Source organism: Paraburkholderia sp. CI2 (genome assembly GCF_014201055.1).
GTDB lineage: Bacteria > Pseudomonadota > Gammaproteobacteria > Burkholderiales > Burkholderiaceae > Paraburkholderia > Paraburkholderia tuberum.
Window position 1 is genome coordinate 41,393 of sequence record NZ_JACHDL010000035.1, and the last position, 17,423, is coordinate 58,815.

Consider the following 17,423-nt stretch of genomic DNA (forward strand, 5'->3'; position numbering starts at 1 on the left):
CGCTGCACGGCGGATCGCGGTCAGGCTGCCGGCGATTGTACGCAAGTTGTCTGACGTCTTGAGGATTATACGGGTTTCCCCTGGTCAAATGCATTCGTCGCGCGAAAAACCACACGGCGCGGGAAAAAAGGTGGTGCCCCGGGCACGACGTCGCACACGGGCCGCGGCGACTCCTGCATCGCCGTCCTCCAGTCGCGGACGCTGGCGCGCGCTTGCATCGTTGGGATGTGCGCGAGCGTACTGGACGGCCCGCACGGGTTCGCCCGAACGTGGTAAGTTCGCTCGCGGTATATCCGATCGATGTGTTCGAGGAGGAACTCATCCTGCGTCACGCCATGGCTTGCCTGCTGAACACAGTCCGCGAAGCCTTGACGATCAGCGTCGGCGTGAGAGCGGCTTGGGGAGGTGGCGCGCTTCTGCTCTATGCGCACGGCGCAGCCGCCGTCACCGACATCGATACCGGCACCGGCGCCGCCTCAGGGATCAACACCGGCTTCGTCTCGCTGTATGGCGTGATCGATACGAGCGTCGAAATCACCGACCCCGGTTCGGGCTGGGTCGCGCGCATGGACTCGGGCGCGTATCGCGGCTCGCGGGTCGGGCTGCATGGCGCGGAGCCGCTCGGGGGCGGCAACGCGATCGTGTTCACGCTCGAAAACGGCTTCAGCTCGACCGACGGCAGCTTGCAGGTGCCGGGCTCGATCTTCAATCGTCAGGCATGGATCGGCGCGAGCGGCAGCTGGGGCGAACTGCGCGTCGGCCGTCAGTATTCGCCGATCTATATCCCGTTCAAGGGCGATCTCGACGCGTTCGGCGCCGGCACGATCGCCTCGGGGCTCAACAATCTGTCGAAGATCACGCCGTATGCGAACAACGCGGTTGCGTATCTGTCGCCGCACATTGCCGGCCTCAGTGCGACGCTGATGATGGCGATGCGCGATCCGTCCGAGGCCGACGGCAACGGCATCGACGGTTATTACGCGACCGCGTCGTATCGGCTCGACCACCTGCATCTGCTGTACGCGCGCCAGCAGACGCACGGTGCCGGCGCGCTGCGCGCGAACCTCGGCGGCGCGAACTACGCCTTCGGCAAGCTGCGCGTGTGGCTGTCCTTTTTCAACGGCGATGGCGGCACACCGGTCTATCACGGCGCGGGCGGCTCGCTGTCGGCGCAGTACAGTTTTTCGACCAATGCGCGTGCCTCGCTCGGCTATGCGCACGTGCGCGACTACACGACGCCTGGCGGCAGCGCGGACCAGTTCAGCGCGGCATTCGAATACAGCATGTCGCCGACGCTGCTGCTGTATTTCAGCGCCGCCTATCTCGCGAATCACGACGACTCGCGCTTCACGCTGCGCGGCGTCAACGTGACCGGGCTGCCCGTTGCCTATCCGGGCGCGCCGGTCGCGGGCGTCCAATTCGGTGTGATAGAGCGGTTCTAGCGCGCATCGCAATACGTCAAGCTTTCAGTCGAGTCATTCACCCATTGGATAAAAGCGCTTGAATGCGTGCGCGAAATCACATGTCGCGCGGGCCTGATTTCTGCGTCGCGTTTTGCGCCAGCTTTCAACACGAAACGGCTGAGGGCGTCTCTCGTGTCGACGAATCAATTAACGAATTTTTGCTTATGCTGATCCTCATATCGTTCGATTCACATAACGCGCAGATTCCGCGGGATCACGCTCGCGCGTTGGCACGATTCCGATTGAACAGAAAACGGGGTAGCGGCGCTATGCTAGCGGTTTCGTCTACTCGAGGAGCGACCGATGACCCAACACGCAGGTTCGATGATCACGTTCAACCGTCCCGACGGCAAGCAGCTACAGGGCTATCTCGCGAAGCCTGAAAAAACCGCGGGTGCGCCCGCGGTCGTCGTGATCCAGGAATGGTGGGGCTTGAACGACCAGATTCGCGGCGTCGCCGATCGCCTCGCGAAAGCCGGCTACTTCGCGCTGGTGCCCGATCTGTATCGCGGCAAGTCGACGGTCGAAGAGGATGAGGCGCATCACTTGATGAGCGGCCTCGATTTCGGCGATGCCGCAACGCAGGACGTGCGCGGCGCGGTCCAGTATCTGCAGCAGCACGCGGCGAAGGTTGGCTTGACCGGCTATTGCATGGGCGGCGCGCTGACGTTCCTCGCGCTGTGCAACGTGCCTGAAGTGGCGGCCGGGGTCGTCTGGTATGGCTTCCCGCCGCTCGACTATATCGACGCGTCGAAGATCAAGGTTCCGGTGATGGGCCACTGGGGTCTGCAGGACGAGTTCTTCGCCGCCGACACCGTCGACGCGCTCGAAAAGAAACTCACCGACGCGAAAGTCGACGTCGAGTTTCATCGCTATCTGGCGCGTCACGCGTTCGCGAACGAAACGGCGGTCGGGTCGGGCCGCATCGCGAGGACGCAATACGACCCGGTCTGGGCGCAACAGGCGTGGGATCGTACGTTGACGTTCTTTGGCCGCACGCTGTGGAAATGAGTTGGTGAATGGCGGAAGCGGACGGTTCGTCCGCTTCGTGAGAGTGCCTGCGGTCGTGGCGCTTTCTTGATACGGCCGCGCTGTTTTGCAGCGCGGGCGTTTTCTTATGCAGCCCTTTCCGGGTTTACGCGGCGCGCTTCGTTGCTCGCGAACGGCAGCTCACAGCTTCGAAGCGCCATCGACATGCAGCGTCTCGACGGTGATCCAGCGCGCGGCGTCCGAAGCCAGGAAAGCCGTCGCGCCGGCATCGACGCGCTGGCAACAGGCCCATGACGTTTTCGCCGACCACGGCTATCATGCAGGCGCACACGACAAAACCGGCGGGGACACCTTGACGACCGATCAGGCAGCCAACCGCACCGCAACCGCAGCCGCAGCCATGCCAGCGGCTTTCGACTACACCCACTTCGACACCTTAGGCACTGTGCCGCGCGAGCAGCTGCCTGTGTGGCGCGAGCGCGTCGGCCATTTTCTCGATGTGCCGATTTCGCGCCGGCAACTCGCCGACGGCTTTCGCGGCACCATCGATACCTATCGCGCCGGCGGCATGGCCTTTACGGGTTGCCGCACCGATCCGGTCGCGCAATCGCGGTCGGTCGCGCGCATTTCGACCGACAACGTGCGCCAGATCGTGTTTCATATAGCCGTCGAAGGGACGTTCGAAACGACCACGGGCCTCTATCCGAAGCGCGTCGCGCTGCAAACGCGGCCGGGCATTCTCGCGCTCGACATGAACCAGCCGATGCGGATGACGCGCGGCCCGTGCCGTCTGCTCGCGCTGTTCCTGCCGCGCGCCATCATCGATCCGGTGCTGCCGGAGGCGGAGTCCATACATGGCCGCGTAATCGAATATCAGACGCCGCTGGCGCGGCTGATTCCCGCGCAGCTGTCGGAACTGTGCCGCACGTTGCCCACGATGGACGCGTCCGCGGCTCAGGAAGCGCTCCACACCTGCGCGCTGTTGATGGCGGCGGCGTTCGGCAAGGAAACAGGCTTGACCGGCAGTGCGCGGGCGGTGGCACGCACCGCGATGTTCACGGCAGCGCGCCGCTATATCGACGCAAATCTCGGCCAACCTGATCTGACGGTCGACAGCGTGCTGGCCATGTCGCAGCTGTCGCGGCCCACGCTGTATCGATTGTTCGAGCCGGAGGGTGGGCTTCACGCGTATATCCGCAACCGGCGCCTGCGCGAAGCGGCCGATGAACTGCATCGCCACCCGCGCAGGCCGGTGATCGAGGTCGCGTACGGCTGGGGCTTCAATAGCGCGTCGGATTTCAATCGCGCGTTCAAGCGTGCCTACGATATGTCGCCGGGTGATTTTCGCGCGGCGGCATCCGCAATCAATGCATGGAGATGACAACGTGGTGAAGATCGATCCTGACCGGCTGATGGCCGACCTCAAACGGCTGCGCGGTTTCGGCGCGACCGGTCCCGGCGTGGTCCGGCTCGCGCTGTCGCCGGTCGATCTGGCGGCACGCGAATGGCTGGTCGGCAGGATGACTGAGGCGGGGCTCGACGCGCGCATCGACGGCGTCGGCACCGTGTTCGGACGCTCGCGCAATAGCGGTCCCGCGCTCGTGATCGGCTCGCATACCGACACGCAGCCGACCGGCGGCTGGCTCGATGGCGCAATGGGCGTGATGTACGGGCTCGAAATCGCCCGCGCGCTAGCGGAGCACGAGGCGACGCGGCACCTCGCCGTCGACGTCGCGTCGTGGATCGACGAGGAGGGCACGTTCTCGGGCCTGCTCGGCAGCCGCAGCTTCGTCGGCGAGGCGGTCGACGACTCGATTCGCAGCGCGACGAACCGGCAGGGCGAGCGCCTCGCCGACGTACTCGAGGCCGCTGGACTGGCGGGCCGGCCGCGTGCACGTTTCGAGGCAGGGCGCCAGGTCGCGTATCTGGAGCCGCATATCGAGCAGGGCGGACGTCTCGAAGCGATCGGCAAAGCGATCGGCGTCGTCACGACGATCGTCGGGCTGCGCGAATCGCGACTGCGCTTCACGGGTCAGCGCAACCACGCGGGCACGACGCCAATGGCGATTCGCCGCGACGCGGGCGCGGCGCTCGTCGCGTTCATCGCGCGGATGAACGACGCGTTCGGGCAGCTGGCGGACGCGGATACCGTCTGGACCGTGGGCCGCATCGATCTCGATCCGGGCTCGATGAGCGTCGTGCCCGGCGCGGCCGACATGTACCTGCAATTCCGCGATGCGAACCCCGCACGGCTTCAGGCCATGGAACGCGCGCTCGCGGAACTGGTGCGCGCTTTCAACGCGCACGACGCGGTGAGCGTCGAATTGCAGACGCTCGACGAGCCGATCGAACCCGTCAGCATGGACGCCACGCTCGCGGAGCACATCGCGCGAGCCGCCGAAGCACTCGCGCCGGGCCAGTGGTTGCGCATGCCGAGCGGCGCCGCGCACGACGCGCAGGTGATCGCGCGTTGCATGCCGGCGTGCATGATGTTCGTGCCGAGCATCGGCGGCGTGAGTCACGACTTTATCGAGGACACGGCCGAGGCGCATATCGTGCTCGGCTGCCAGGTCGCGGCGACGGCCGCGGCTTCGATGCTGCTGCAGCTATCGGCTGGGCATTCCTGAGGGCCGCGCTACTTCCACTTGTCGCCGAGCGCGTCGAGCCCGGCTTTCATCAGATCCTCGGGCAGCATCGCGATGCGCAGCTCGCAGTCGGCGTCGAGCGTCAGGAACCACGGTTCGGCAAGCGCGGGGATCGCCGATGCATCGGCGACCTCGACGACCGCCACCGCGCCGCGTTTGCCCTGCTGCTCGGTGAAGTAGATGGCTTCTGGTTTCATGTCCTCGAGGATCTTTCTCATCAGGTCGCCGATTCGGCCTTCGCGCACGAGTGTGCTGAACGGTTCGTTCGGTATTTGTATGTTGAGAAGCATGCGCATGTCATCCTCCTGTTCGATACCCCAAAGGGCATCTTAAGGATAGGTGTTGCATGCGCGGGCGATGGTGCTGATCGCGGACGAAGCATCGGCGATTGCGGCCGGTGGGTGGCGCATCGTGCCGGGTGTGCGCTGCTTTAGCTACCGAACAGCGAACCCTGCGTTCCCCGGCTCGGCTGACGATGCGCCGGTTTCGCGGGCGCATCGTCCTTGACAGCTTGCGCCGCTCCCCGGTCAGGCGCCTGCCTTTGCGCGTGGTCCGCCGCTGCTTCGAGCGAGGTCTGCCCCGCCTCCAGCGAAAGCAGCAGCATCTTGTTGGCGAGGCCGCCGGCGAATCCCGTCAGCTCGCCCGACGCGCCGATCACGCGATGACACGGCGCGACGATCGAAATCGGATTCCGGCCGTTTGCCGCGCCCACCGCGCGCACCGCATTGACGTTGCCGATCTGCTGCGCGATCTCCGAGTAGCTGCGCGTCTGGCCGAACGGAATGGTCAGCAGCGCGCGCCAGACCTGCTTCTGGAACTCGGTGCCGTGAAAGTCGAGCGGCAGATCGAAGGCCTGGCGCGTGCCCGCGAAGTACTCGTGCAATTGCCGCGCTGTCTCGACGAGCACCGCGAGTTCGTTCGCTTCGCTCATTTCGCCGAGTCGCACGCGGTTCGGCTTGTCGTGCTCCCACAGAATCGCGGCAAGGCATTCGCCTTTCGCCACGAGCTTCAACTGACCGACCGGCGAATCGATCAACTTGTATGCATACGTCACTTTCTCAGGCTCCTGACAGGGTGGCGGCGCAAGGACTTGCGAGGCGGCGGCGTTTCGGCGACCGGACGCGCAAAACTGCATGAAGGCTGCGCCGTTATCCGATAGTGTGTCGCTTGCGTGGCCCGAACGCGCTCCAGATATTGCTGTCTCATTCGCATTCGACATGGCCGCGACGGCCGTGACCCCAGCGACGCTCGCATCACTGTACCGCAGAGAACCCCAGATGACCTTCGACTCAGTAAAATCGACAGCTTCGGTACGACGCGCTGCGGGCGCTACCCGATCTTCTTTCCCACGACTGTGACCACGACTTTAGAACACCTGCGGGCCGGGCGACTGGCGGGTGCGCGCGAACTCAAACTCGCGTGCGGCCTGAGCGAATTTCCGCGCGAGATTTTCGATCTCGCCGATACGCTCGAAGTGCTCGACCTGTCGAACAACGCATTGACGACGCTGCCGGACGATCTGCCGCGTCTGCGCAAACTTCGCATCCTGTTCGCGTCCAACAACCCGTTCACCGAATTGCCCGGCGTGCTCGGCGAATGCGCGCAACTGAGCATGATCGGCTTCAAGTCGAATCGCATCCGCGAGGTGCCGGCTCGCGCGCTGCCGCCGCTGCTGCGTTGGCTGATTCTGACCGACAACGATCTCGAACGCTTGCCCGCGGAGCTCGGCCGCTGCACGCAACTGCAGAAGCTGATGCTTGCCGGCAACCGGCTGCGCGCGCTGCCCGAGGAGTTGCTCGCATGCACGCGGCTCGAACTGCTGAGGGTCGCGGCGAATCGTTTCGATGCATTGCCGAGTTGGTTGCTGCGTCTGCCGCGGCTTGCGTGGCTCGCGTATGCGGGCAATCCGTTCAACGCGGCGCTCGAACAGGCGGCGCTCATCGACACACCCATCAGCGGCATTCGTTGGGATGCGTTGCGGCTCGAACGGCCGTTGGGCGAGGGCGCATCGGGCGTCATCTATCGCGTGGCGCTGCACGCGGACAACGAGCCCGCGCCGCGTGCGGTCGCCGTCAAGCTGTTCAAGGGCGCGGTGACGAGCGACGGTTTGCCCGACTGCGAGATGGCTGCTTGCATTCGCGGCGGCGAACATGCGAACCTGATCCCCGTGCTCGGCAAGGTGATCGGGCATCCGTCGGATACGCATGGCCTCGTGATGGGATTGATCGATACGCGCTTCGCCAATCTCGCCGGCCCGCCGAACCTCGCATCGTGTACGCGCGACATCTATCGCGACGACGCGCGCTTCGACCTTGCGACGGTGCTCGGTATCGCGAGCGGCATCGCGAAGGTCGCGAGTCATCTGCATCGGGGCGGCGTGATGCATGGCGATCTGTACGCGCACAATATCCTGCACGGCGGCGCGGGGCGCGCGCTGCTCGGCGATTTCGGGGCGGCGTCGTTTTTTGACGCCGGCAATCGCGAGCTCGCTATCGCGTTGCAGCGGCTCGAAGTGAGGGCGTACGGCTGTCTGCTCGAAGAGCTGCTCGAGCGTTGCGACGTACCCGATGGACTCGCCGCGCAACTCGCCGCCTTGAAGACGCATTGTCTGAGCGAAGATATCGACAGCCGGCCGCTCTTCGACGAAATTGCCGCCAGCGTCGCGTCGTTCGATCGGCACCTCCGCAACCGGCACCTCCGCAACCGGCAACTCCGCGAAGGAGTCAAGCCATGACGCAGAACATGCGCCGCCGCGTGCTGCTCGCGGGCGCGCTGGCCGCAACCGGTCTCACTGGCATCGCGCTGTTCGCGGACGATGCCGGCGCCGAAGTGCTGCCCGGCACGAAGCCGAAGATCGCGCTCGTACTCAAATCGATGTCTGACCCGTTCACGGTTGCGATGGTCGACGCTGCGCGCAATTACCATGACCACTTCTCGTCGCAATTCAGCCTGACGATTCGCGGCACGGCCAAACAGACCGACACCGCCGCGCAGATCCGCATGGTCGACGAGGCGATCAGGGCGAAGGTGAACGCGATCGTGATCGCGCCGACCGACTCGAAGGCGCTGATCCCGGTGATCGCGCGCGCGATCAAGGCCGGCATCATCACGATCACGATCGACAACCCGCTCGACGATGCGGCGCAAGCGGCCGCCGGCATCTCGGTGCCGTTCGTCGGGCCGAACAATCGCAACGGCGCGAAGCAGGTCGGCCAATATCTGGCCGCGCGGCTGAAGCCCGGCGATCAGGTTGGCATCATCGAAGGCATTTCGGCGAGCAGCAATGCGCAGCAGCGCACGGCCGGCAGCCGCGATGCGATGGATGCCGCGAGCGTGCAGGTCGTCGCGGTCGAGTCGGGTGACTGGGAGTACGGCAAAGCCCGCGACGTGGCCGCGAAAATGCTGGCCGAGCACCCGCAGCTGCGCGCGCTGTTATGCGGCAACGACAACATGGCGATGGGCGCGGTCGACGCGGTTCGCGACGCGGGTCGCGGCGGCGGCGTCTATGTCACCGGCTACGACGCGATCGATGCGATCAAGCCGCTACTCGCCGACGGCCGCGTGCTCGCGACGATGAACCAGTTCGCCGGCCGCCAGACCGTGTTCGGCATCGACTTCGCGTTGAAGGCGGTGACCGAGCGGCGCAAGCAGCGCGAGTTGTCGAAGGTGATCGAGACGCCGCTGCAACTGGTGACGGCCTCGATACGTTGAAGCGGCGTAGCGATTAGCGCGCAGCGACGGCGGCAGCGATTTTTTCCGTGGCATGATGATGTCCGGTGTATTGGTATTCAACCACAACGAACCGCTGGGCCTGCCATGTCCTTCCATACCTGGTTGCTTTTCGCCGGTGCCTATCTGCTCACCACCATTTCGCCGGGACCGAACGTTCTGCTCGTGATCCGCAATTCGGTCCGCTATGGAAACCGCGGCGCGGCGGCGAGCGTCGCCGGTAATCTGCTCGCGCAAGGCGTCGTCGTCGCGCTCGTGGCGCTAGGTGTCGGCGCGGTATTGACGACGCTGCCGCCGCTCTTCGTCGCGATGAAAGTGCTCGGCGCGGGTTATTTGATGTATCTCGGCATCAGGCAACTGCGCGGCGGCAACAAAGAGGCAAAGCGGGCCGCGCAGCCGGCGGGCGTCGCATCGTCCGCTTATACGTTCGAGCGCAAGAAGGTATTCCGTGAAGCCTTGCTCGTGTCGGGCAGCAATCCGAAGACGATGATCTTTCTATCGGCGTTCATGCCGCAATTCATCGACCACGAGCGCGGCCTGGCGGAGCAGTTCATCGTGATGTATCTGACGATCGCGGTCACCGTCGCGCTCGTGCACACCATTTATTCGCTCGGCGTGCGCGGTATCCATACGCGCGTCGGAGCCAGCCGTTGGGTCGCGGCCCTCAAACGCGGTAGCGGGCTCGTCTTCGTCGCGCTCGGCATCAAGCTGCTGACCGCGCAACGCGGCTAGTCGTCATGATGCCGGCAAGAAAATGAGCCGAATGCAAAGCATCGTCGATGTGAACGTGCTGTTCCTGAATGGGCAGGGCGAGTGCCTTTTCATCCGGCGCGCGAATACCGGTTTCAGGGACGGCCAGTACGCGTTGATTGCCGGCCATCTCGAACCGGGCGAATCGATCGAGGCATGCGCGATTCGCGAATCGAAAGAAGAAGCGGGTGTGACGATCGCGCCCGGCGCGCTCGAATTCAAACTCGTGATGCGGCGCGACTCGGACACGAACCGCATCAGCTTCTTTCTCGTGTGCCGTTCATGGCAAGGCGAACTGGCGAACATGGAGCCGCACAAGTGCTCGGGCTTCGTGTGGGCGAAGCCCGACCATCCACCGGCACCGGTCGTCGACTACGTGGCGGCCGCTCTCGCGCATATCCGCGACGGTGTGATGCTGGCCGATTTCAAGCCGTGATTCGCAGAGTTCCTGCTTATCTCGTCACTTTTGCCGACGATGTCCTGAACGAATCAAACCCGCAAAATCCCGCTGAATCGAGCGACGAAACGACCGCCAATTGACGCGGCTCCAATCGCGACGTTCGACGCGAAGGGCGACCTTCAGCACGGCGTGATCTCGCTGTACGACTACAAGGACGGCAAGAAGACGCTGCTGGACGTCGTCAAGATGTAACAGCGAGCGGTACGCCGCAAAAGCACAAAGGGCCGATCAAGCATTGCTTCATCGGCCCTTTGTTTTGACGGTAGCGAGATCGTTCGACTCAGGTCATTGTGGTTACGGCACGAGCCACAACGCCAGCGCGTAAATCACCAGCGACACCGCGAACGTCACCGCCGTATAGCCCATGACGCGCTGAATCCGGATACCCGCGATCGCGACGATCGGCACCGCCCAGAACGGCTGCAGCATGTTCGATACATTCTCGGCCATCGCCACGCCCATTGCGGTGCGCGGCACCGACGCATGCAGGCTGAGCGCCGCGGGCAGCACGAACGGACCCTGCACCGCCCAGTGGCCACCGGCGCTAGGCACCAGCAGGGTGATGATCAGCGAGCTCAGATAGCTCCACAGCGGCAGCGTGACCGGTGACGCGATCGTCACGAACGCTTTCGCGATCATCGACGCGAGACCCGTGCCCTTCATGATGCCCATGATCCCGCCGTACATCGGATATTGCAGCAGCATCGAGCCGGTCTGACGCGCGGCGCGGCGAATCGAATTCGCGTACGCGATCGGCGTGCGTTGCAGCGCGAGACCGATCATCAGGAAGATCAGGATCGTGTTGTTGATGTCGAGATCGAATCCTTCCTTGTGCCACGTCAGCGCCAGATAGCCGATGCCGAGCGCGAGCATCAGCAGTGTGCCGAGCATCGACTGTTCGAGGCGCGCCGCGAGCGATGTCTCGCTGCTCGCGCGGGCATGCGGGTCGTCGCTCGGCGCGTCGGCGGCGGCTTCGCCGCTCTGACGAAACGCGACGACGTTCTCCGCCTTCGGATGCATCTTGATGAAGATCGCGGTCATCACGACGACGACCAGCACGGTCGGAATGAACACGAACGGCGCGAAGATGGTTTCGCTGAGCGGCACCACGTGGCCGGTCGCTTTCTCGACGAGATTCAGCGCATTGCCGTGCGATGCCTGTGATAGCGCGATCGAACTTGACAGCCCGCTGTTGCAGATCGACCAGGCCGAATAGCTGCCCGCGACGAGCCATGCGAAGTCGACGTCGACGCGCCGCGCGATTTCCCGCGACAGCAACGCGCCGACGATGAGCCCGAGCCCCCAATTGAGCCACGCGGCAACCGCGACGACCGGAAACACGAGCAGCGCGGCACGCGTCGGCGAGTTCGCATGCGACGCGAGCGCGCGCAGACCGCGTTGCACGATCGGCGCTTCCGCGATCGCGTAGCCGGTCGCGAGGATCAGGATCATCTGCAGCGCGAAGCCCAGAATGCCGAACGTGCCGGTGTACCAGGAATCGAGCAGCGTCGGCAGTGTGCCGTTCGGAGCGATCAGCATCGCCAGCACGGCGACGAAGAACGTCAGGCAGATCGACAGGACGAACGGGTCGGGCATGACCTGCTCGAAAACATAAACCAGCCCTTCGACGATGCCGCGCGAAGCGGCCGGTCGGCCGGCGGCGTGAGGGGGAGTGTCTCGCTTCATGTGTGTGACTCTGTGTAGTGCCGGGCCCTGTGCTGGGCGGAGGGGCGGGTACGGCGCGCCGGCGCGGGGTGCTGGCGCGTATTGGCGGCAAACTTGCCTTACCTGATCTTGATCACAGCGGACAGATTGGCGCGAATCCAGGAGGGTGGGCCGAGGCTTGGGCGCGCCTGGCCTCGAACCCGGTGTTGCGCTCGAAAAGACCTCTGTTTCCGTTTCAATGTTCTTATGGTGAACACGGTTTCGTTAAACGAACGCTGCATTATTCGCGGTGGGAGCGGGCAATGTCAAGAAAAGGTGAAATCGGCTGAGCGGTCGCGGCATCGTTTAATACTTTCCCCGACCTAATTACGCAGAAAAAATATATTGGACGTCTTACTGGCGTTCTTGCACTATTCGTTCCCAGCGCAAAGTCCGCGCTGCGATCCCCACGCCCGCGCGGGCGCTCATCAAAACCGATAACAGCAATACCTGAGGATACAGATGCCTAACTATCGCTCACGCACTTCGACTCATGGCCGCAACATGGCCGGCGCCCGCGCGCTGTGGCGCGCCACCGGCATGAAGGACGACGATTTCGGCAAGCCGATCATCGCGGTCGTGAACTCGTTCACGCAGTTCGTGCCGGGCCACGTGCATCTGCGCGACCTGGGCGCGCTGGTCGCGAAGCAGATCGAAGCGGCCGGCGGCGTGGCGAAGGAATTCAACACGATCGCCGTCGACGACGGCATCGCGATGGGCCACGGCGGCATGCTGTATTCGCTGCCGTCGCGCGAACTGATCGCGGACTCGGTCGAGTACATGGTCAACGCGCACTGCGCGGACGCGATGGTCTGCATCTCGAACTGCGACAAGATCACCCCGGGCATGCTGATGGCCGCGATGCGCCTGAACATTCCGGTCGTGTTCGTGTCGGGCGGGCCGATGGAAGCGGGCAAGGTCAAGTCGCCGACCGACGGCCAGGTGATCGCAAAGATCGACCTGATCGACGCGATGATCAAGGCCGCCGATCCGAAGATCAGCGACGCCGAAGTCGCCGAAGTCGAGCGCAGCGCGTGCCCGACCTGCGGTTCGTGCTCGGGCATGTTCACCGCGAACTCGATGAACTGCCTGACCGAGGCGATCGGCCTCGCGTTGCCGGGCAACGGCACCATCGTCGCGACGCACGCATGGCGCAAGGGCCTGTTCGAGCAGGCGGGCAGCCTGGTCGTCGATCTGTGCCGCCGCTACTATCAGGAGGAGGACGCCTCGGTCCTGCCGCGCAGCATCGCCACCAGGCAGGCGTTCGAAAACGCGATGACGCTCGACGTCGCGATGGGCGGCTCGACCAACACCGTGCTGCACCTGCTGGCCGCCGCGCAGGAAGCGGGCGTCGATTTCACGATGTCGGACATCGACCGTATCTCGCGCAAGGTGCCGTGCCTGTGCAAGGCCGCGCCCATGACCGACAAGTACCACATCGAGGACGTGCATCGCGCGGGCGGCATCATCGGTATTCTCGGTGAGCTCGCGCGCGCGGAGCTGCTCGATCTGTCGTGCGGCAACGTGCATAGCGGCACCCTCGGCAACGCGATCGCGAAGTGGGACATCGCCGGCGGCGCGGGCGAGGAAGCGCAGAAATTCTTCCGCGCGGCGCCGGGCGGCATTCCGACCACGGTCGCCTTCAGCCAGGAAGCGACCTACGCGACGCTCGACACGGACCGCAAGAGCGGCTGTATCCGCAGCAAGGAAAACGCGTACTCGAAGGACGGCGGCCTCGCGGTGCTGTACGGCAATCTCGCGGAGAAGGGCTGTATCGTGAAGACCGCGGGTGTCGACGAATCGCAGTGGCTGTTCTCGGGTCGCGCGCGCGTGTTCGAAAGCCAGGACGACGCGGTCGACGCGATTCTCGGTGACAAGGTCGTGCCGGGCGACGTCGTGGTGATCCGCTATGAAGGTCCGAAAGGCGGTCCGGGCATGCAGGAAATGCTGTACCCGACTTCGTATCTGAAGTCGAAGGGCCTCGGCAAGAGCTGTGCGCTGTTTACCGATGGCCGTTTCTCGGGCGGCTCGTCGGGCCTCGTGATCGGCCATGCGTCGCCGGAAGCGGCGGAAGGCGGCACGATCGGTCTGGTCGAAGACGGCGACGTGATCGAGATCGACATTCCGCAGCGCAAGATGCATCTCGCGGTGTCGAACGAAGAGCTCGCACGCCGTCGCGCGGCGATGGAAGCGCGCGGCGACGACGCATGGCAGCCGACCAATCGCGAGCGTGTCGTGTCGCAGGCATTGCAGGCGTACGCGGCGCTCGCGACCTCGGCCGATCGCGGCGCGGTGCGCGATATTTCGCAATTGAAGCGCAAATAAAGCGCCAATAAAGCGCGGACTGGCGCGGATCAGCGCGGCGGCCCTTTTCGCGGTGACGCGACTGGGCCCCAATAGAGACCGGTATGCGGGCGACTGCGTGCCGGTTTTTTTTTTGCGGCGGCAGTGCGAATGGACGATCGATCAGGCGTCTCCTGCGCAGCCCTGCGCGGAGCCTTGCCTAAGCCGGGAAACTGGAAACGATGTCATCGGCACGCTGCGACGACCCCGCCAGCATCACGCAGTTTCTGCCGTTGGCTTTCGCGGCATAGAGCGCTGTATCGGCTCTCGCCATCACCGAGGCAACGGTATCGCCGTCACCGAATTCGTCGACGCCAGCGCTGAGTGTGCATGCGACGTCGCCGGCCGGAGCGCGCGCAGCAGACGCCGCGACGAGTGCGCGCAACATGGCAGCGTAACAATGGGTGTGATCCATGAAGGCTCCTGGCGCAACACCAGGTCGCGCCAGTTACATCCGCTGCCTCCGCACGAAGCGCATATCGTACCGGAAGAATTTTTCGCGCCAGATCAAATTTCAACGATTTTCGCCCGACGAATTCCTTTCGAATCGCCGGACAGACTGATCTGGCGTCGACGTAACGGGGCGGTTGCCACGCATAGCCGGATTTCGGCCTCATGCGACCTTCGCGTTACGGCCTGCTTGCGTCTATGCTTGACTCACTTGTTTGGCTGCCAACAACGCCGACGAGGTCTTCTGCAGTCTTCAATAATCGCCCGCTCACCAAGGGCAAACCCAACAGGAGAAAACCAGATGTCACGATCCATCACGCGGCGCGCTTTCATGGTGTTCGGTGGTTTGGCCTTCGCGGGTACGCTGACCTTGGCGCAAGCGGCGCCCGTCTCGTTTGAGGTGCCTTTGACGGGCGCCCAACAGGTTCCGCCGGTGCAGACGCCGGGCAGCGGCAGCGCCAAGCTCACGTACGACCCCAGCACGCGGGTCGTCACCTGGAACATCAGCTTCAGCGGATTGACGAGTCCGACCACGATGGCGCATTTCCACGGACCCGCCCCGGCCGGTAAAAACGCTGGCGTAAAGGTCTGGCTGTCGCAGAAGGGCACCATGGAGGTGACGAGCCCGATCACCGGTCAGGCCACGCTATCTCCGGACGAAGCCAAGATGTTCGAAGCCGGTGACATGTACATCAACGTTCACACGAAGAACAATCCGGATGGCGAGATTCGCGGCCAGGTGACGCCGCCGAAGGGCAACTGAAGCAGGCACGGTAGCCGCGCCCGGAGAGCGGGTTTGCGTCAGGCTCACAGATAAGCCGCGAGCAGCATCACCACGGCAACGCCGACGCCGAATGGCAGCAGCGCCAGCAGCGCTGGCGCCTGCCGCGGCGCGTCTACTGACGAGGGCAGCAGTTTGTAGCCGGTCAGCATCGGGCGCAGCAGGTTGTGTCCCTTCGCTACCGCGTAGAGGGCGATCACGAGCACGTGCAGCACCACCGCGGCGAGCAGCACGTACCAGACAAGGCCGTGCAACGCCGAGATTGCGTTGGCGAGCCACGCGGGCACCAGTTCGCTAAACGGCCCTTCGTCGGCGATGTCGTTGTTGACGTAGAGCCCGCTCAGCGTCTCGGTCAGCAGCAAGACGAGCAGAAATAGAACCATCCAGCCGCCGGCCGCATTGTGACCGACCTGTACATCGGGCTCGCGATGAAACAGGCGGCGCAAATGACGAAGCGCGGCAGCGGGTGATGCCACGAAACTGCGAAAGCGGGCGGTCTCACTGCCAAAGCAGCCCCATAGCAGCCGGAAAATAACAAGGGCGAGCAGCGTCTCGCCGACGCGCACGTGCCAGTCGATCCAGTTCAGCTTCAACGTGACATACGCGGCCGTGACCAGCACGACCACCAGCCAGTGAAACAACCGCACCGGCGCGTCCCAGACAAGGACAGGGCGGGTTACGGGCTGGGTCGGCCGTGTGTCGGGTTCGTGAGCATCCATGTGTCGTACCTGCGTGCGCAATCGCGCTCGGACGAAAATCCGCGTGGCTCCTCGGCCACTAGCAAAATCGACGGAGCCGTGCTGACAAACGAATTCAGTGTTTCGAGCGGGACCGGAAACTTCCCCACACACTAGCCGGCGGGAGCTTGAATCCGATTGCCACTCGAAGATCAGCTGGCGGCGGCGAGCGCGGTCGTTGGCGTCTGTTCAAGCCGATTGCCCCCCAGCGACTTGGCTCGATACAACGCCTGGTCGGCGGCTGAGAGCAGGTCGGTGAGGCAAGCCGTTTCGCGACTTGACTCGGCGAGTCCAATGCTGACAGTGGCGCGAATCCGGTCGCCGTCGGCGCCATGGGACATTGCGGCGAACCGGCTGAGAACGTTCTCGCCTAGCTTTTTTGCGCGGTCGCTGTCGTAGCCCGGCAGCAGGGCGGCAAATTCTTCGCCGCCGATGCGTGCAAGAATCGCGTCCGTACCCGTCACGGCTCGAACGGTTTCCGCGAATGACCTCAAAACCTCGTCGCCGGTCTTGTGCCCAAAGTGGTCGTTGATTCTCTTGAAGTGATCGAGGTCGAACGCAAGAAGTGTGACGGGTAGTCGATTTATGCCGCGGTCGCTGATAACCCGCTCCCCCTCTTCGAAAAACAACTTTCGATTCCCGAGGCGAGTCAGGTAATCCGTGCGGGACTCCTGCAAAAGCTCACCATGAATTTCTTCCCGGGTCAGCCGGAGCAAGGTCATCGGCAAAATGACCGAGTAGAGAACCCCTTCGTACATCGTGACTTCGCTGGAGACAGCCAGCACGCGCGGCCCGAAGATCGGCACCAGCCATGGCAGCACGAAAGCCCGGGCGACGTAAAACAGCGCGTGGATGCCTGTTACCGCCACGGCGACGCGCCGGGATTGAACCGCCGGCATGCCGTCGCCTCGCAGCAGTTCGAGCGACGTCATGGCGGAAGCCAGCGCGATCGGGATGGCGCTGACGTACATCCAGACGGCAGCCTGCCAACGCACGCCAGCCACGGCCCACGTGAGCCCCATCAGCAGAAGCAACCCGATCGAGCTCGCGAGATATCGTCGGCCGTTGAACATTGCCACACCGTCCAGGACGAGCAGATAGCCGGTGAGAATCATGAGATCACTCACTGCGGGGCCAGTTGCACCGAGCAGTTGAACCCGAAATGTAGCAGCCGCGCAACCGATTCCGAGGGTCGCATATCCGGCCGCCAGCATTCGTAATTCCTTGCCGCGCTTGGGATGGGACAGGTGTTCCCAATACATCATGGCGGAACTGGCAAACAAGGTTCCGATCACAAGAAGGTAAAGCGTGGCTAGATCGACTTTCATCGCTGACTTCAGAGCGCGTCCCCGCTGCAACGGGGAAAAGGTT

16 protein-coding genes and 1 pseudogene are annotated in these 17,423 nt (G+C 64.0%); 10 read left to right on the plus strand and 7 right to left on the minus strand.

Annotated features, from left to right (window positions below; genetic code table 11):
• Positions 1 to 269: 269 nt before the first annotated feature.
• Together HDG32_RS32610 and HDG32_RS32615 are read left to right on the plus strand one after the other, a co-directional pair.
• The gene (locus HDG32_RS32610) at positions 270 to 1,442 is read left to right on the plus strand and encodes a porin (RefSeq protein WP_184073647.1); all 1,173 of its coding nucleotides are present in this window, start codon (positions 270 to 272) and stop codon (positions 1,440 to 1,442) included.
• A 324-nt stretch (positions 1,443 to 1,766) separates the two neighbouring features.
• Positions 1,767 to 2,474, plus strand: a complete 708-nt coding sequence (locus HDG32_RS32615; protein ID WP_090807471.1) for a dienelactone hydrolase family protein — start codon at positions 1,767 to 1,769, stop codon at positions 2,472 to 2,474.
• A 159-nt stretch (positions 2,475 to 2,633) separates the two neighbouring features.
• Here the strand turns inward: HDG32_RS32615 and HDG32_RS36835 are convergent.
• Positions 2,634 to 2,717, minus strand: a pseudogene (locus HDG32_RS36835) (oxidoreductase); the annotation flags it as partial.
• 136 nt (positions 2,718 to 2,853) lie between these two features.
• Here HDG32_RS36835 and HDG32_RS32620 point away from each other — a divergent pair.
• The gene (locus tag HDG32_RS32620) at positions 2,854 to 3,834 is read left to right on the plus strand and encodes a helix-turn-helix domain-containing protein (protein ID WP_260336675.1); all 981 of its coding nucleotides are present in this window, start codon (positions 2,854 to 2,856) and stop codon (positions 3,832 to 3,834) included.
• 4 nt (positions 3,835 to 3,838) lie between these two features.
• Entirely contained in the window at positions 3,839 to 5,080 is a 1,242-nt protein-coding gene (locus tag HDG32_RS32625) for a Zn-dependent hydrolase (RefSeq protein ID WP_184073649.1), read from the plus strand.
• Positions 5,081 to 5,088: 8 nt separating this feature from the next.
• On the opposite strand, the gene HDG32_RS32630 is transcribed toward HDG32_RS32625, so the two are convergent.
• Both HDG32_RS32630 and HDG32_RS32635 read right to left on the minus strand, forming a co-directional pair.
• A complete protein-coding gene (locus HDG32_RS32630) occupies positions 5,089 to 5,394 on the minus strand; it encodes a panthothenate synthetase (protein WP_090807469.1) in 306 nt (101 codons plus the stop codon).
• 134 nt (positions 5,395 to 5,528) lie between these two features.
• Positions 5,529 to 6,152, minus strand: a complete 624-nt coding sequence (locus HDG32_RS32635; protein WP_184073651.1) for a methylated-DNA--[protein]-cysteine S-methyltransferase — start codon at positions 6,150 to 6,152, stop codon at positions 5,529 to 5,531.
• A 300-nt stretch (positions 6,153 to 6,452) separates the two neighbouring features.
• On the opposite strand from HDG32_RS32635, the gene HDG32_RS32640 reads away from it, so the two are divergent.
• The 4 genes from HDG32_RS32640 (at position 6,453) to HDG32_RS32655 (ending at position 10,013) form a co-directional block, all read left to right on the plus strand.
• A complete protein-coding gene (locus HDG32_RS32640; protein ID WP_184073653.1) occupies positions 6,453 to 7,832 on the plus strand; it encodes a leucine-rich repeat-containing protein kinase family protein in 1,380 nt (459 codons plus the stop codon).
• Positions 7,829 to 8,809 (plus strand): substrate-binding domain-containing protein, encoded by a 981-nt coding sequence (locus HDG32_RS32645; RefSeq protein WP_184073654.1) that lies wholly within the window; start codon positions 7,829 to 7,831, stop codon positions 8,807 to 8,809. The genes HDG32_RS32640 and HDG32_RS32645 overlap by 4 nt, the downstream gene beginning before the upstream one ends.
• Before the next feature lie 105 nt (positions 8,810 to 8,914).
• Positions 8,915 to 9,559 (plus strand): LysE family translocator, encoded by a 645-nt coding sequence (locus HDG32_RS32650; RefSeq protein WP_184073657.1) that lies wholly within the window; start codon positions 8,915 to 8,917, stop codon positions 9,557 to 9,559.
• Positions 9,560 to 9,581: 22 nt separating this feature from the next.
• Complete coding sequence (locus tag HDG32_RS32655) at positions 9,582 to 10,013, plus strand: NUDIX domain-containing protein (RefSeq protein ID WP_184024745.1); 432 nt, start codon at positions 9,582 to 9,584, stop codon at positions 10,011 to 10,013.
• A 318-nt stretch (positions 10,014 to 10,331) separates the two neighbouring features.
• Here HDG32_RS32655 and HDG32_RS32660 read toward each other — a convergent pair whose 3' ends face one another.
• Positions 10,332 to 11,723 (minus strand): short-chain fatty acid transporter, encoded by a 1,392-nt coding sequence (locus HDG32_RS32660; RefSeq protein ID WP_184073659.1) that lies wholly within the window; start codon positions 11,721 to 11,723, stop codon positions 10,332 to 10,334.
• 480 nt (positions 11,724 to 12,203) lie between these two features.
• Between HDG32_RS32660 and ilvD the strand changes: the two genes are divergently transcribed.
• The gene (ilvD, locus tag HDG32_RS32665) at positions 12,204 to 14,066 is read left to right on the plus strand and encodes a dihydroxy-acid dehydratase (RefSeq protein WP_184073661.1); all 1,863 of its coding nucleotides are present in this window, start codon (positions 12,204 to 12,206) and stop codon (positions 14,064 to 14,066) included.
• Positions 14,067 to 14,244: 178 nt separating this feature from the next.
• Here the strand turns inward: ilvD and HDG32_RS32670 are convergent, their stop codons facing one another.
• On the minus strand, positions 14,245 to 14,499 hold the full coding sequence (locus HDG32_RS32670; protein ID WP_260336676.1) for a diguanylate cyclase domain-containing protein: 255 nt from the start codon (positions 14,497 to 14,499) through the stop codon (positions 14,245 to 14,247).
• Between the two features lie 336 nt (positions 14,500 to 14,835).
• On the opposite strand from HDG32_RS32670, the gene HDG32_RS32675 reads away from it, so the two are divergent.
• Entirely contained in the window at positions 14,836 to 15,297 is a 462-nt protein-coding gene (locus tag HDG32_RS32675) for a CHRD domain-containing protein (RefSeq protein WP_184073663.1), read from the plus strand.
• Positions 15,298 to 15,341: 44 nt separating this feature from the next.
• Here HDG32_RS32675 and HDG32_RS32680 read toward each other — a convergent pair whose 3' ends face one another.
• Both HDG32_RS32680 and HDG32_RS32685 read right to left on the minus strand, forming a co-directional pair.
• Entirely contained in the window at positions 15,342 to 16,034 is a 693-nt protein-coding gene (locus tag HDG32_RS32680; RefSeq protein ID WP_184073664.1) for a cytochrome b/b6 domain-containing protein, read from the minus strand.
• A 170-nt stretch (positions 16,035 to 16,204) separates the two neighbouring features.
• On the minus strand, positions 16,205 to 17,380 hold the full coding sequence (locus HDG32_RS32685; RefSeq protein WP_184073665.1) for a diguanylate cyclase: 1,176 nt from the start codon (positions 17,378 to 17,380) through the stop codon (positions 16,205 to 16,207).
• Between the last annotated feature and the right edge of the window lie 43 nt (positions 17,381 to 17,423).

Coding starts and splice junctions, on each gene's coding strand:
- HDG32_RS32615 (WP_090807471.1), top strand. CDS start 1,767: ATGACCCAACACGCAGGTTCGATGATCACGTTCAACCGTCCCGACGGC.
- HDG32_RS32620 (WP_260336675.1), top strand. CDS start 2,854: ATGCCAGCGGCTTTCGACTACACCCACTTCGACACCTTAGGCACTGTG.
- HDG32_RS32630 (WP_090807469.1), bottom strand. CDS start 5,394: ATGCGCATGCTTCTCAACATACAAATACCGAACGAACCGTTCAGCACA.
- HDG32_RS32645 (WP_184073654.1), top strand. CDS start 7,829: ATGACGCAGAACATGCGCCGCCGCGTGCTGCTCGCGGGCGCGCTGGCC.
- HDG32_RS32650 (WP_184073657.1), top strand. CDS start 8,915: ATGTCCTTCCATACCTGGTTGCTTTTCGCCGGTGCCTATCTGCTCACC.
- HDG32_RS32655 (WP_184024745.1), top strand. CDS start 9,582: ATGAGCCGAATGCAAAGCATCGTCGATGTGAACGTGCTGTTCCTGAAT.
- HDG32_RS32660 (WP_184073659.1), bottom strand. CDS start 11,723: ATGAAGCGAGACACTCCCCCTCACGCCGCCGGCCGACCGGCCGCTTCG.
- ilvD (WP_184073661.1), top strand. CDS start 12,204: ATGCCTAACTATCGCTCACGCACTTCGACTCATGGCCGCAACATGGCC.
- HDG32_RS32670 (WP_260336676.1), bottom strand. CDS start 14,499: ATGGATCACACCCATTGTTACGCTGCCATGTTGCGCGCACTCGTCGCG.
- HDG32_RS32675 (WP_184073663.1), top strand. CDS start 14,836: ATGTCACGATCCATCACGCGGCGCGCTTTCATGGTGTTCGGTGGTTTG.
- HDG32_RS32680 (WP_184073664.1), bottom strand. CDS start 16,034: ATGGATGCTCACGAACCCGACACACGGCCGACCCAGCCCGTAACCCGC.
- HDG32_RS32685 (WP_184073665.1), bottom strand. CDS start 17,380: ATGAAAGTCGATCTAGCCACGCTTTACCTTCTTGTGATCGGAACCTTG.